Annotated in this window: 14 protein-coding genes; 10 read left to right on the top strand and 4 right to left on the bottom strand. The window is 73.1% G+C overall.

Features of this window, described 5'->3' with window-relative positions; genetic code table 11:
• A partial coding sequence (locus ACFVX6_RS29530) for a hypothetical protein (protein ID WP_389696552.1) occupies window positions 1-516 on the top strand: 516 nt, incomplete at its 5' end.
• Between the two features lie 179 nt (window positions 517-695).
• Here ACFVX6_RS29530 and ACFVX6_RS29535 read toward each other — a convergent pair.
• Window positions 696-1,607: an alpha/beta hydrolase fold domain-containing protein gene (locus ACFVX6_RS29535; protein ID WP_389696554.1), complete on the bottom strand. Its 912-nt coding sequence runs from the start codon at window positions 1,605-1,607 to the stop codon at window positions 696-698.
• A 206-nt stretch (window positions 1,608-1,813) separates the two neighbouring features.
• On the opposite strand from ACFVX6_RS29535, the gene tdh reads away from it, so the two are divergent.
• The 3 genes from tdh (at window position 1,814) to ACFVX6_RS29550 (ending at window position 5,509) form a co-directional block, all read left to right on the top strand.
• Window positions 1,814-2,848 carry an L-threonine 3-dehydrogenase gene (gene tdh, locus ACFVX6_RS29540; protein ID WP_389696556.1) on the top strand — a complete coding sequence of 345 codons (1,035 nt, stop codon included), beginning with the start codon at window positions 1,814-1,816 and terminating at the stop codon, window positions 2,846-2,848.
• 206 nt (window positions 2,849-3,054) lie between these two features.
• A complete protein-coding gene (locus ACFVX6_RS29545) occupies window positions 3,055-4,263 on the top strand; it encodes a glycine C-acetyltransferase (RefSeq protein WP_389696558.1) in 1,209 nt (402 codons plus the stop codon).
• Window positions 4,264-4,594: 331 nt separating this feature from the next.
• Window positions 4,595-5,509: a LysR substrate-binding domain-containing protein gene (locus ACFVX6_RS29550; protein ID WP_389696560.1), complete on the top strand. Its 915-nt coding sequence runs from the start codon at window positions 4,595-4,597 to the stop codon at window positions 5,507-5,509.
• Window positions 5,510-5,513: 4 nt separating this feature from the next.
• Here ACFVX6_RS29550 and ACFVX6_RS29555 read toward each other — a convergent pair whose 3' ends face one another.
• Entirely contained in the window at window positions 5,514-6,284 is a 771-nt protein-coding gene (locus tag ACFVX6_RS29555) for an MBL fold metallo-hydrolase (protein WP_389696562.1), read from the bottom strand.
• Window positions 6,285-6,361: 77 nt separating this feature from the next.
• On the bottom strand, window positions 6,362-7,141 hold the full coding sequence (locus ACFVX6_RS29560; protein ID WP_389696564.1) for a DeoR/GlpR family DNA-binding transcription regulator: 780 nt from the start codon (window positions 7,139-7,141) through the stop codon (window positions 6,362-6,364).
• A gap of 183 nt (window positions 7,142-7,324) precedes the next feature.
• On the opposite strand from ACFVX6_RS29560, the gene ACFVX6_RS29565 reads away from it, so the two are divergent.
• The 6 genes from ACFVX6_RS29565 to ACFVX6_RS29590 all read left to right on the top strand — a co-directional run bounded on the left by ACFVX6_RS29565 (window position 7,325) and on the right by ACFVX6_RS29590 (window position 13,303).
• A complete protein-coding gene (locus ACFVX6_RS29565) occupies window positions 7,325-8,227 on the top strand; it encodes an SIS domain-containing protein (protein ID WP_389696566.1) in 903 nt (300 codons plus the stop codon).
• Window positions 8,224-9,060, top strand: coding sequence for a ketose-bisphosphate aldolase (locus ACFVX6_RS29570; RefSeq protein WP_389696568.1), 837 nt, complete (start codon window positions 8,224-8,226; stop codon window positions 9,058-9,060). The genes ACFVX6_RS29565 and ACFVX6_RS29570 overlap by 4 nt, the downstream gene beginning before the upstream one ends.
• A 24-nt stretch (window positions 9,061-9,084) precedes the next feature.
• Window positions 9,085-9,606, top strand: a complete 522-nt coding sequence (locus ACFVX6_RS29575) for a hypothetical protein (protein WP_389696570.1) — start codon at window positions 9,085-9,087, stop codon at window positions 9,604-9,606.
• A gap of 139 nt (window positions 9,607-9,745) precedes the next feature.
• Window positions 9,746-10,963, top strand: a complete 1,218-nt coding sequence (locus ACFVX6_RS29580; RefSeq protein WP_389696572.1) for an LLM class flavin-dependent oxidoreductase — start codon at window positions 9,746-9,748, stop codon at window positions 10,961-10,963.
• Window positions 10,960-12,021, top strand: a complete 1,062-nt coding sequence (locus ACFVX6_RS29585) for a zinc-binding dehydrogenase (RefSeq protein WP_389696574.1) — start codon at window positions 10,960-10,962, stop codon at window positions 12,019-12,021. Before ACFVX6_RS29580 ends, ACFVX6_RS29585 begins: the two co-directional genes overlap by 4 nt.
• A gap of 91 nt (window positions 12,022-12,112) precedes the next feature.
• Entirely contained in the window at window positions 12,113-13,303 is a 1,191-nt protein-coding gene (locus ACFVX6_RS29590) for an acyl-CoA dehydrogenase family protein (RefSeq protein ID WP_389696576.1), read from the top strand.
• Between the two features lie 4 nt (window positions 13,304-13,307).
• Here ACFVX6_RS29590 and ACFVX6_RS29595 read toward each other — a convergent pair whose 3' ends face one another.
• Window positions 13,308-14,159, bottom strand: coding sequence for a LysR family transcriptional regulator (locus tag ACFVX6_RS29595; RefSeq protein ID WP_389696578.1), 852 nt, complete (start codon window positions 14,157-14,159; stop codon window positions 13,308-13,310).
• Window positions 14,160-14,209 lie beyond the last annotated feature (50 nt).

Below are 14,209 nucleotides of genomic sequence, written 5' to 3' on the forward strand. Positions count from 1 at the left end.
GCCCCGGCCGACGCCGCGCCGGCCGACGCCGCTCGCCGGGCAGCCACGACGGCGCTGAGTGCGGCTCAGCCCCTCGACACGGTGGACTGCTACGACGACATCACCATCAGGGGAGCGAACGGCCAGTTCGTCTCCGCCGAACTCGGGTACGCGGGAGCACGTTACGGCGAGCTGCGGGCTCGCGGCACGGCGATCGGCCCCTGGGAGCTGTTCGGCCTCTGCCGGAGCCGGGACACCGGGTATACGGTCCTGTGGTCGGAGGCCAACGGCCGCATCGTCTCGGCGGAACTCGGTTACGGCGGGTCCGACTACGGGGAACTGCGTGCGCGCGCCACGGAGGTAGGCCCGTGGGAGAAGTTCTACACGTCCACCGCACCCGGTCAGGGGAACACGGCCTTCTGGTCTTACGCCAACGAGGGCTTCGTCTCCGCCGAACTCGGATACACCGGTGACGGCTACGCCAAGCTGCGAGCCCGCTCGTCGACCGCCGGTCCCTGGGAAACCTTCCGCTGGTAGTTCGCCCGCTTCACCCGAGCCGGTGGAGCTGAAGGGCCCGTGCCGGCGTGCCCGGCCCTACTCCGCGCCCCGACCGCCCCCATGGGTCGGGGCCCGGTCCTTTTCTCGGACCCCGAGGGTCACCGGGACGGTCATCGGACGGGGACGGGGACGGGGCCCGACCCCCCGCCCGGCGCGCCTCAGGACTCCGCCGCCGCCGCGCGGACCAGCTCCACGATCCGGTCGCGGGCCGCCCTGCCCTCCGGGACCGGCATCAGCGGGTAGTCGTGCGGCAGCCCCGGCTCCTCGATGAACTCCACCTCGGCGCCGGCCGCCCGCGCCCGGTTCAGCAGTTCGCGGCTGTCGGTCGTCAGGACGTCCCGGGTGCCGGTGAACACCGTCAGCGGGGCCAGCCCCGCGAACGACCCGTGCAGCGGGCTCACCCGGGGATCGTCGGCCGCCAGGTTGCCCGCGTACAGCCGCCCGGCCTCCCGCAGGCCGGGGCGGGCCAGCATCGGGTCGCCCGCCTCGATGGCCGCCTGGTCGGGGTGGCTCATGGACACGTCCAGCCAGGGCGAGATCAGCACGATCCGCGACGGCTGCGCCCCGTTGCGGTCGCGCAGCCGCTGGGCCGCGGCCAGCGCCAGCCCGGCGCCCGCAGAATCCCCGAGGAGCACCGTGCCGCCCGCGTCCCCGCTCGCGATCAGGCCGCTGAGCAGGTCGGCGGCGACCGGGACGGTCCGGTCGGCGGTTCCGCGCGGGGCCAGTATGTACGCCGGTACGACGACCCGGGCCTGCGCCTGCGTGACCAGGGTCCGGATCAGCGACCAGTGCGCCCGGACCAGTTCGTTGATGTACCCGCCGCCGTGCACGTACAGCACCCGGGCGGCCGGTTCCACGCCGAGCGGCGAGACCTCGTACACCGGCCAGGCCCCGACGAAGGTCCGCGAGACCTCCGCCACCCGGCCCAGCGAATGCGGGGGGAGGTGCGACGCCGGGCGCCGCATCGATTCCGCCACCCGGGTACGGACCGCCTCGGCGCTCCCGAACCGTCTTCGCCGACCCGCCGCGATCAGCGCGACCGAAAGCGCCCTGCTGCGCAGACTCGGCACGCCCCTCACCTCCCCCATTCCCGGCCCGGCCCACTCCCCGGCCCCTGCCCGTCACCTGAGGAGCATAGGCGTGAAGCTGGGCTGTGGACCCGCTTAAGAAATCCTCGATGGACTGATCACCCGCAGGTCGGCAGATTGGTGCCGTCCGAACGCTGCCCGGCCCGCACGCCCCGTAGCGCTTCCTTCCGCATGCCTGGAGCCACCCCATGAAGGCACTCGTCAAGCACAAGGCCGAACCCGGGCTGTGGCTCATGGACGTTCCCGAGCCCGAGTACGGCCCCGGCGACGTGCTGATCAAGGTGCTGCGGACCGGCATCTGCGGGACCGACCTGCACATCCGCTCCTGGGACGGCTGGGCGCAGGGCGCCGTCAAGACCCCCCTCGTGCTCGGCCACGAGTTCGTCGGCGAGGTGGCCGCGCTCGGTGCGGACGTGTCCTCCGACATCGAGGTCGGCGCACTGGTCAGCGGCGAGGGCCACCTGGTGTGCGGGAAGTGCCGCAACTGCCTGGCCGGGCGCCGCCACCTGTGCCGCAGCACGATCGGGCTCGGAGTGGGACGCGACGGGGCCTTCGCCGAGTACGTGGTGCTGCCCGCGCAGAACGTGTGGGTGCACCGGACCAAGGTGGACCTCGACGTCGCGGCGATCTTCGACCCCTTCGGCAACGCCGTGCACACCGCGCTCTCCTTCCCGCTGGTCGGCGAGGACGTACTGATCACCGGCGCGGGCCCGATCGGGATCATGGCGGCGGCCGTGGCCCGGCACGCGGGAGCGCGCAACGTGGTCATCACCGACGTCAGCCCGGAGCGTCTGGAGATCGCCCGCAAGGCCGGCGCCACCCTCGCGCTCGACGTTTCGAAGGCGACCATCGCCGATGCGCAGGCCCAGCTCGGCCTGCGCGAGGGCTTCGACATCGGTCTGGAGATGTCCGGCCGCGGCGAGGCCATGCGCGACATGATCGACAACATGACGCACGGCGGCCGGATCGCCATGCTGGGCCTGCCGGCGCAGGACTTCGCCGTCGACTGGGCCAAGGTCGTCACCTCGATGATCACGATCAAGGGCATCTACGGCCGTGAGATGTTCGAGACCTGGTACGCGATGACCGTGCTGCTGGAGGGCGGGCTCGACCTCAGCCCCGTCATCACCGGCCGGTACGCCTACGGGGACTTCGAGGCCGCGTTCGACGAGGCCGCGACCGCCCGCAGCGGCAAGATCATCCTGGACTGGACCCAGGCGTAGCGATCCGGGCGCAGTCGCCCGGGCCGTAGCGGCCTTGGCTTGGCCGCCTTGGCTTGGCCGCCCGGGCATTGCCGCCCGGGCCCTGCCCCTGGGCGTTCAGCCCCACAGACCATTTCCCTCCGGCCGGGCCCCGCACCACCCTCCCCCCCTCCGCGGGGCCCGGCCCCCCCTCCCTCCGCCGCACCAGGAGAAAGAGAGCACCGCACATGTTCGAGACCGTCCGCGCGGACCTCCGTACGACCCTCGACGAGATCCGCGCCGCGGGTCTGCACAAGCCCGAGCGCGTCATCGGCACCCCGCAGAACGCCGCCGTGGCCGTGACCTCGGGCGGCGCCGCCGGCGAGGTGCTCAACTTCTGCGCCAACAACTACCTCGGTCTCGCGGACCACCCCGAGGTGGTCACCGCGGCGAAGGAGGCCCTGGACCGCTGGGGCTACGGAATGGCCTCCGTGCGCTTCATCTGCGGTACGCAGGAGGTGCACAAGGAGCTGGAGGCGCGGCTCTCCGCCTTCCTCGGCCAGGAGGACACGATCCTCTACTCCTCCTGCTTCGACGCCAACGGCGGAGTCTTCGAGACCATCCTCGGCCCCGAGGACGCGGTGATCTCCGACGCCCTCAACCACGCCTCGATCATCGACGGCATCCGCCTCTCCAAGGCGCGCCGCTTCCGCTACGCCAACCGCGACATGGCGGAGCTGGAGACCAGGCTCAAGGAGGCCACAGAGGGCGGTGCCCGCCGCAAGCTGATCGTCACCGACGGCGTGTTCTCCATGGACGGTTACGTCGCCCCGCTCGCCGAGATCTGCGACCTCGCGGAGCGCTACGACGCCATGGTCATGGTCGACGACTCGCACGCCGTCGGCTTCGTCGGCCCCGGCGGCCGCGGCACCCCGGAACTGCACGGGGTCATGGACCGCGTGGACATCATCACCGGCACCCTCGGCAAGGCGCTGGGCGGGGCCTCCGGCGGCTACGTCGCGGCGCGCGCCGAGATCGTCGAGCTGCTGCGTCAGCGCTCGCGCCCGTACCTCTTCTCGAACTCCCTCGCCCCGGTCATCGCGGCGGCCTCCCTCAAGGTCCTCGACCTGCTGGAGTCGGCCGACGACCTGCGCGAGCGGCTCGCCGCCAACACCGCGCTCTTCCGTACGAAGATGACCGAGGCCGGCTTCGAGATCCTGCCCGGCGACCACGCCATCGCCCCGGTGATGATCGGCGACGCGGCGGAGGCGGCCAAGACGGCGGAACTCCTGCTGGAGCGCGGGGTCTACGTGATCGGCTTCTCCTACCCGGTGGTCCCGATGGGCGCGGCGCGGATCCGCGTCCAGCTCTCGGCCGCGCACTCGACGGCCGACGTGGAACGCGCGATCGCGGCGTTCATCGACGCGCGGGCGTCCCTGGCGGGCGCCGAGAACTGAGCCCGGGCCGGCCCCTCGAACGCCGGAGGGGCTGGTCTTTGGCCGGCGCCCGGCTGGATTCGGTGCGCACGTGCCCGCACATGCAGGCTGCGCCCGCCAAATCCAGCCGTCCGGCGCTTGAGGACCGGGGTCTGGGGCGGAGCCCCAGGACGGGTCCGGGCGCAGCCCCGGGAACGGGCGAAGGGCGGGTAGGGGACAGCACCCCCGCCTGGTCCGGGCCACGCACCCGGCCGGAGGGCGTGACCCCCGACTCGGTTCACGCCGGCGCCCGGCGCCGGCCCCGCACGTTCGGTCGGGGCGGCAGGGGCTTGTGGGCTGCGAGAATGGTGGGGTGATCGACCCCCGCCGGCTGCGCATTCTGCGGGCCGTGGCGGACCACCGTACGGTGACCGCCGCGGCCGCAGCTCTGTACCTCACCCCCTCCGCCGTGTCGCAGCAGCTCGCGGCGCTGGAGCAGGAGACGGGGCACGCCCTGCTGACCCGCAGCGGCCGGGGCGTACGCCTCACCGCGGCCGGCGAGATCCTGCTCGGGCACGCCCACGAGGTCCTGGCGCAGCTCGAGCGGGCCGAGGCCGAACTCGCCGCCTACGCGGGCGGTTCTGCGGGCGCCGTCACCGTGGCGGCCTTCGCCACCGGCATCGCCGAGGTGCTGGCCCCGGCCATCGCCCGGCTGGCCGTCGACCACCCCGGGATCCGGCTGCGCGTACGCGACGCGGAGGGCGACCAGAGCCTGCCTCTGCTGCTCGACGGGGAGGCGGACGTGGCCCTGGCCGTCGAGTACCGGGGCGCCCCCGGCGCCGACGACGGACGGCTGTCCGTGCTCCCGCTGTACGCGGAACCCTTCGACGCGGTCCTGCCCGCCGGCCACCCCCTCGGGGATCTTCCCGAGGTGCCGCTGGCCGGCCTCTCGGACGCGGACTGGGTGGGCCAGTACCCCGGCAACCCCTGCCACGACGTCATGCAGCTCGCCTGCGAACTCGCGGGCTTCCAGCCCCGGCTGGTGCACTCCTCCGACGACTTCCGGGCCGTGGTCGCGCTGGTGGGCGCGGGCGCGGGGGTCGCCCTGGTGCCCCGTTCGGCGCTGCGCGGCATGGAACTCAAGGAGGTCCAGGTCCGCCCGGTGACCGGCCCGGCGGCGACCCGGCGGGTCTTCGCCGCCACCCGGCGCGGAGCCGAAACGCATCCGCTGATCGCCCCGGTCCTGGCGGCCCTCGCCCGCGAGGCGGGCCGGCTCCCGGCGCACTGAAGGCCTACCCGGCCGGGAACACCGCGCCCGGCGCGGCGTAGTCGACCGGCCCGGGGTAGCGGGCCGAGGCGCGGGACACGGCCTCGGCCGGATCCAGGTCCCGGCCGAGGTGCGTGAGGACCAGCCGCCCGGCGCGGGCCGCGCGGGCGGTGTCGCCGGCCTCCTCGGGGGTGTGGTGCACCGGTTCGCCGTCGGCCGGGTGCGCGGAGCTGTCGGCCTCGCAGACCAGGAGCGTGCAGTCCTCGGCGAACCGGGTCAGGGCCGAACAGGGCGCCGTGTCCCCGGAGTACACGAGTGACCGGCCTCCCGACTCGGCCCGCAGCGCGAAGGCGGGCATGCCGTGGGACACCGCCCGGCCGGCGAGGCCGAGCGCTCCGGCCTGCGCACGGTGGCCGTCGTGCAGCTCGTGGACCTCGAAGGCGGCCTCGACCGGGCTGCGTTCCGGGCCGTTGGTGAGGAACCCCGCCAGCCGGTCGGCGATGCCGGGCGGCCCGTAGAGGGGGAGCGGCGCGGGCCGTCGTACGTCGGCGTACAGCAGGCCGTAGTACGCGGTCAGCAGGTCGGCCGTGTGGTCGGCGTGCAGGTGCGAGATCCATATGGCGTCCAACTCGCCCAGTCCGACGTGCCGTTGCAGCGGCCCGAGCGTTCCGCTGCCCGCGTCGACCCAGACCCGGGCGCCGCCGCCTTCGAGCAGGTAGCCGGAGCAGGGGTTGTCGGCGCGCGGGTAGGGCGTCGCGCTGCCCAGGACGGTGAGCCGGAGAGGATCGTCTGCCATCCGGGGAGTCTAGGAGGCCGCGCGGGGCGGCCCCGGGGGCGGCCCCCGGGTCGGCTGCCCCCGGCCGTGTGATCAGATCAGGCGCGGATGACCTCCACGCCCGCCGCCTCGAAGGCCTCGGCCACCGACGGAGACAGGCCGGTGTCCGTCACGAGTACGTCCACGGCGTCGGTGGCGACGATGCGGGCGAAGGCGCGGACGCCGAGCTTGCTGGAGTCGGCGGCGATCACCACGCGGCGGGCGCGTTCGCAGAGCAGCCGGTTCATGGCCGCCTCGTCCTCGTGGCGGGTGGCGGCCCCGTCCGCCGGGTCGAAGGCGTCCACGCCGACGACGGCGGTGTCCACGGAGAGCTGCCCGAGCACCCCCATGGCGAGCGGGCCGGTGAGCTCGTAGGACTGGGGCCGGGCCACGCCACCGGTGAGCACGATCTTGAACTGCGGTCTGATGACCAGCTCGCCCGCGATGTTCAGCGCGTTGGTGACCACGGTGAGGGCGGGGGAGCCGGTGGCGAGGTCGGGGCGGGCGGCCAGCGCACGCGCCACCTCGGTGGTCGTGGTGCCGCCGGTCAGGCCGATCACCTCGCCGGGGACGATCAGGGCCGCGACGGTTTCGCTGATGCGGCTCTTCTCGGCGGCCCGGCGCGAGGTGCGGTAGCGCAGCGGGAGTTCGTACGAGACCCCGTGCAGGACCGCTCCGCCGCGCGTGCGGACCAGCAGCTGCTGCTCGGCGAGCTGGTCGAGGTCGCGCCGGATGGTGGCGGCGGACACGCCGAGGGCCTCGGCGGCGGGTTCCACTTCCAGCTCGCCCCGCTCCACCAGCAGGTCCAGCAGTGTCTGCCAGCGTTCCTTGCGGGTCATCGGCCGCCCTTCCGGTCTTGCCTTCGATATTCGCGTCGCCGTTCGTTTCGGCGCTCCCTCTTGGCCTACACGTCGAGATTAACGCAGGAGATGATTCCTGAGATGCTTGAAGTTGCGCGAAAGGGCCCAGTATCTTGCAAGAACACGCACTCACGGGTGCACGCACCGCGCTAGGGAGCCGCCATGAGCCATGTCGCGTACGAGTTGGGCACGCAGCCCGCATGCTGGGAGCGGGCCGCCGAACTGGCCCCGGAACACCGGGCGGTGCTGCCGCGGCCGGGGGAGCGTACCGCGATCGTCGGATGCGGGACCTCGTACTACATGGCCCAGGCCGCCGCCGTGTTGCGCGAGGAGGCAGGGCAGGGCGAGACCGACGCCTTCCCCGCCTCGGAGTTCCCCCGCCACCGGCGCTACGACCGGGTCGTCGCGCTGACCCGGTCCGGGACCACCACCGAGGTCCTCGACCTGCTGGCCGGGCTGCGGGAAGCGGGCGTGCCCACCACCGCCGTCATCGGGGACCCCGCCACCCCCGTCATCACCCTCGCCGACGCGCTCGTCGTCCTCGACTTCGCCGACGAGCAGTCCGTCGTGCAGACCCGCTTCGCCACCACCGCCCTCACCCTGCTGCGCGCCCACGTCGGCCTGCACAGCCCGTCCGTCGTCGCGGACGCGCGCGCCGCACTGGCCGACCCGCTCCCCGCGGAGCTGGAGACCCGGGGACAGTTCACCTTCCTCGGGCGGGGCTGGAGCGTCGGACTCGCCAACGAGGCCGCCCTGAAGATGCGCGAAGCCGCCCTGGCCTGGGCCGAGTCCTACCCGGCCATGGAGTACCGGCACGGTCCCATCAGCGTCTCGGCGCCCGGCACCGCCACCTGGTCGCTCGGCGACGCCCCCGAAGGGCTCGCCGAACAGGTCCGGGGGACCGGAGCCCAGTGGGTGGCCGGGCACCTCGACCCGCTCGCCGAACTGGTCCGCGTCCACCGCCTGGCCATCGCCGTCGCCGCCCACCAGGGGCTGGACCCGGACGCGCCGCGCAACCTGACCCGGTCCGTCATCCTCACCACGGGCGAGGAGGCGGTCCGATGAGCCTCGTCCCCGCCGGCCGGCTCGTCCTGGACGCCGCCGCCCAGGGCCGCGCCGTCGCCGCCTTCAACATCATCACGCTGGAGCACGCCGAAGCGGTCGTCGCGGGCGCCGAAGCGGCCGGCCTTCCCGTGGTGCTCCAGCTCAGCGAGAACGCCGTCAAGTTCCGCGGCGGGGCGCTGCTGCCGATCAGCCGCGCGGCCGTGGCGGTCGCCGAGGCCGCCGGGGTCCCGGTCGGGCTGCACCTGGACCACGTCAAGAGCTCAGAACTGCTGCGGCAGGCCGTGGACGCCGGATTCAGCTCGGTCATGTACGACGCCGCACACCTCCCCTACGCCGAGAACCTGGAGGCCACCCGCTCCGCCGCCGACTGGGCGCACGTCAACGGGCTCTGGATCGAAGCCGAACTGGGCGAGGTCGGCGGGAAGAACGGGGCCGCGCCGCTGGACCCGCACGCGCCCGGCGCCCGTACCGACCCCGACGAGGCGCGGCGGTTCGTCGCCGACTCCGGAGTGGACGCGCTGGCCGTCGCCATCGGCAGCAGCCACGCCATGACCAGCCGCACCGCGGCCCTGGACCACGTGCTGCTCGGCCGCCTCGCCAAGACGGTCGACGTGCCGCTCGTGCTGCACGGATCCTCCGGTCTGCCGGACGCGGAACTCGCCGCGGCCGTCGCCGGCGGCATCCGCAAGGTCAACATCGGCACCGCGCTCAACGTGGCGATGACCGAGGCCATCCGCACCCATCTCACCCCCGCGGATCCCCGTCCGTATTTGACCGCCGCACGGGAGGCCATGACGGCGACGGCCGCCGCTATGATCAGCGCCCTGAACTGACCGGAACGGGTATCGGGGGACTGAATGGACGCACAGCGGGGCCTCAGCAGCAGACGGCGGCTTCTTCTGGGACTGGGGGCCCCGCTGCTGCTCGGCGCAGCGGGGCTCGGCTACGTCATGTGGCCCGAGGGAGAAGACGCGGAGAAGGTCCGCACCGACCTGGCGCCGCTCAACCGGCGCTTCTGGACCGCGCTGGGCGACGTGTCCGACGCGCACTGGCTGGGCTACGACATCGACGAGTCCGGCAGCGACCGGACGATCCCGAGCCCGGATTCCCGGATGCGGCTGGTCGGGGTCGCCCACCTCAAGCAGGGCACGGCGAACCGCATCATGCGCGATCCCGCCCACCGCTTCGAGGTCGGGTCCCTGGCCGGGCTGCCCGCCCCGCTGAAACCGTACGTACCCTCCAGTGCGGCCTGGAAGCAGAGCGTGACGTACGACAAGGTCGCCCTGGAGGAAGGCCTGAACGTGGTCCCGTCGGGCACCTTCCGCTTCGACGGCATCCGCGACCTCGTGTACTTCGACTACGTCTTCCTCTACACCTGAGCCACGGCTGAGCGGTGGCCCGCGGGATTCCTCCCACTCAGTGGGAGGACGGCCGCGCCGGCATTGAAGCTGCGTCCCGGGCGGTGTTTCGTCGGATTGCCGGAGCAGAGCAGGCGCCGCCGAGGGAAGGCCACCGCACATGCCGCAGCAGTCGCAGCACATGCCACCGCACACGCCACCGCAGCGGCCGCAGCCGTATCTCCCGCACCGCTTCGGGGTGTTCCTCGCCCCCTACCACCGCCCCGACGGCGACCCGGCGCTCCAGCTGCGCCGGGACCTCGACCTCGCCGCCGACCTGGACCGTCTCGGCTACGAGGAACTGTGGGCCGGTGAACACCACTCCGCGGGGTACGAGATCATCGCCTCGCCCGAGGTGTTCCTCGCCGCGGCCGCCGAACGCACCGGTCGGATCATGCTCGGAACCGGGGTCAACTCCCTTCCCTACCACCAGCCGTTGATCCTCGCCGACCGGATCTGCCAGCTCGACCAGCAGTCCCGGGGGCGAGCCATGCTTGGGGTCGGACCGGGTCAACTGCCCTCGGACGCCTTCATGATGGGAGTCGACCTGCTCCGCTCCCGCGCGATGACGGCCGATGCCCTCGACGCGATCGTGCGGCTGCTGCGCGGGGAGACGGTCACGGCCGCCACCGACTGGTTCGCCCTGGAGGAGGCCCGGCTCCAGCTCGGACCCTACCGGGGCCGGGAACTGGAGGTTGCGGTCGCCTCCGCCGTATCGCCGACCGGGGCGGTGCTCGCGGGACGCCACGGGGTCGGGATGCTCTCGCTCGCCGCGGCCGACCCCGCCGGGTACGCGGTGCTCGACGCCAACTGGGCCGCCCACGAGCGGGCCTGCGGCGAAGCCGGCCGCGCCGCCGATCGCTCCGCCTGGAGGCTGGTCACCCCGGTGCACCTGGCCGAGACCCGCGAACAGGCCCTGCGCGAAGCCGAGTACGGCACGCCGCACCTCGTGGACTACATCGAGAAGCTGAGCGGTACCCGGCTGGACGGCTGCGCCACCCCGGCCGGCGCCGTCGAGCGGTGGACCACCGAAGGGCTGCCCACCTTCGGCCGGGCCGTCATCGGAACCCCCGAGGACGCCGTGCAGAGGATCGAGCAACTCGCGGACAAGACCGGCGGGTTCGGGACCTTCCTCATCCTGCGACTGGACCTCGCCGAGCCCGCGGCCGCCCTGCGCAGCCTGGAGCTCTTCGCCGAGCGGGTCGTCCCCCGGCTCACCGGACACACCGAAGCGCGCCGCGCCAGCCTGGAGTGGGCCGGGCGCAACAGCGAACGGTTCATCGGGGCGATGCGCCGGGCCACGATGGATGCCATCGCCCGCAAGGGAGAGGTCCGTTGAGGGCAGCCGTGCTCGAGGAGGGCCGGTTCCGCGTACGGGAGCACCTGGATCCGGTGCCCGGCCCCGGGCAGGCACTCGTGGAGACCGCCGCCTGCGGGATCTGCGGCTCCGACCTGAGCGCCGTCGCGCACACCGACGAGTTCCTCCGGGCCTCCCGGGACAGCGGAACCACCAGCTTCCTCTTCGACCCGGACCGGCCGCTGGTGATGGGCCACGAGTTCTCCGGCCGGGTCCTCTCCTACGGGCCCGGCGCGACCGGTCCCGAACCGGGCACCGGGGTCGTCGGCCTGCCCTGGGCGGTCGACCCGGGCGGCGTCGTGCGTACCGTGGGCTACAGCAACGCCTTCCCCGGCGGATTCGGCGAACGGATCGTCGTACAGGCGCAGGCGCTGCTGCGCGTCCCGCCGTCCCTGGACCTCGGGCTCGCCGCCCTCACCGAGCCGCTGGCCGTGGGTTTCGGCAACATCGCCCGGAGCGCGGCGGGAAGGGACACCCCGGCCGTGGTCGTCGGCTGCGGCCCGGTCGGGCTCGGGGCCGTCGCCGCGCTGCTGGAGCGCGGCGCCGGACCGGTGGTGGCCTCCGACCCGTCGCCGCTGCGCCGGGCGGCCGCCGCCCGGCTCGGCGCGCACGCGGTGGTGGACCCGGCCGCGCAGGACCCCGTACGACTCTGCGCGGAACTGGCGGGAGCCCGCCCGCGCCCCACCGTGGTCGTGAACTGCGTGGGCGTACCCGGCATGTTGAACCAACTCCTGCACACCGTCCCGCGCGGCGCCGAGATCCTGCAGATCGGCGGGGTGATGACCGAGGACGTGATCCGGCCGGTGGTCGGCATCTACAAGGACGTCACGATCCGCATGTGCCTGACCTACCCGCCCGAGGAGTTCGGCGCCACCCTCGCCCGCCTCGCCGACGGCCGCATCGACCCCGCGTCCCTGGTCACGGGAGAAGCGGGCTTCGGCGGGCTGGACGCGGCCTTCGCCTCCCTGCGGCGCCCCGAGGAACACATCAAGGTCCTGATCCGGCCCGCGCAGTGCGGAACGGGGGTGATGACCCGCTGACCCTTCCGGATTCTTGGAACAGGTTCTAGTCTGCCCCCGCAGCGGCGGCGGACGGCCGCGCGACCTGAGCCACGAGAGACCCGGAGGGGCCGTGCACCTCGAATACACGCCTGAGCAGCAGCGGTTGCGCGCCGAGCTGCGCGCCTACTTCGCCGAACTGATCCCGGACGACGTCTACGCGCGGTACGAGGACCCGGCCGAACAGAAGCGCTTCTACCGGGAGACCATCCGCCGGCTCGGCGCCGACGGCTGGCTCGGGGTCGGCTGGCCCAAGGAGTACGGCGGGCGCGGGATGTCGCCCATGGACCAGTTCATCTTCTTCGACGAGGCCGCGCAGGCCGTCGTACCGCTGCCGCTGATGGCGCTCAACACCGTCGGGCCGACCATCATGCAGTTCGGCACCGACGAGCAGAAGGCGTACTTCCTGCCCAAGATCCTCGCCGGGGAGATCGACTTCGCCATCGGCTACAGCGAGCCCGACGCCGGCACCGACCTCGCCGCCCTCAAGTGCAAGGCCGTCCGCGAGGGCGACGAGGAGACCGGCACCTACGTGGTCGACGGGCAGAAGATCTGGACCACCAACGGCGACACCGCCGACTGGGTCTGGCTCGCCGTCCGCACCGACCCGGACGCCCCCGCCCACAAGGGCATCACCATGCTCCTCGTACCGACCTTCGACCCCGGCTATTCCTGCACCCTCATCAACACCCTGGCCTCGCACGACACCACGGCCAGCTACTACGAGAACATCCGCGTCCCCGCGAGCCGCCGCGTCGGCCAGGAGAACAAGGGCTGGCGCCTGATCACCAACCAGCTCAACCACGAGCGCGTCACCCTCGCCGCCCACGGCACCATGGCCATCCGCGCCCTGCACGACGTCCAGCGGTGGGCCGCCGAGACCAAGCTCGCCGACGGCCGCCGCGTCATCGACCTCTCCTGGGTCCGCGGCCGCCTCGCCCGCACCCACGCCCGCCTCGACGCGATGAAGCTGCTGAACTGGCAGATGGTCAACGCCGTCCAGGACGGCAACCTCACCCCGCAGGACGCCTCCGCCGTCAAGGTCTACGGCTCGGAGGCGCGCAGGGACGCGTACGCCTGGCTGATGGAGGTGGTCGGCGCGGCCGGCTCCCTCAAGGACGGCTCCGCGGGCGCGGTCCTGCACGGCGAACTGGAGCGCGGCTACCGCAGCGCGGTCATCTTCACCTTCGGCGGAGGCAACAACGAGATCCAGCGGGAGATCATCTCGTGGATCGGCCTGGGCATGCCGAGGGTGCGCCGCTGAGCGGTCAGCCGCGGTAGGCGGTGGTCGCGATCCGGACGAACGAGCGGATCAGGGGATTCGTGTCGCCTTCCCTCCACGCGACCACCACCCGGCTCGGTGGCATGTCGGTCAGCGGCACCACGGTGAGGCCCTGCCCGGGCCGGTGGGCCAGGATCGTCATGCCGACCGTGCCGTTCCAGAGAACTGCTTGCCGGCACTCCTGGACGGCGCGTACCACCGGACCCTCGCGGGGCCCTCCGCCGTTCCAGTACGTCTGCCAGACGGGATCGGTCCCCTCAGGGAACAGGAACCAGCGGCGGTCGGCCAGGTCGGCCAGCGACAGGCTGCCGTGGCGGGCCAGGGGATCGTCGGCGCGCAGCAGCGCCCCCACCGGGTCGGCGCGCAACGCGTGCACGGACAGGCCGGTCTCGTCGAACGGCGCGCGGGTCAGGGCCACGTCCACCGACCCGGCGTGCAGCCCGCAGGTGGGATCGGTCAGGTCGGTCTCGCGGACGCGCACCTCGACACGCGGGTGCAGCCGGCGGTAGTCGTCGGCCAGCCGGGCCGCGGCCGGGTCCGTGCTGTCACCCAGTACGCCGACGGTCAGAGTCGCGGCGCCGGCCGCCGTGCTCACGCGCACGCGCACCCGGTCGGCCTGGTCGAGCAGGGCGCGGGCCTCGTCGAGCAGCACCGCCCCCACGGGGGTGAGCGCGACACCTGCGGAGGACCGGTCGAACAGCGTTGCGCCGAACTCGGTCTCCAACTGCTTGATCGCCCGGCTCAGCGGCGGCTGGCTCATGTGCAGCCGGGCGGCGGCCCGGCCGAAGTGGAGGTCCTCGGCGACCGCCACGAAATAGCGCAGCGTGCGTAGCTCCATGGCCCAACGATACCCGTAGGGTATCGAGGTCGCCGAACGGGTCTTGGACA

Source organism: Streptomyces sp. NPDC058289 (assembly GCF_042880975.1).
Classification (GTDB): domain Bacteria; phylum Actinomycetota; class Actinomycetes; order Streptomycetales; family Streptomycetaceae; genus Streptomyces; species Streptomyces stoeckheimensis.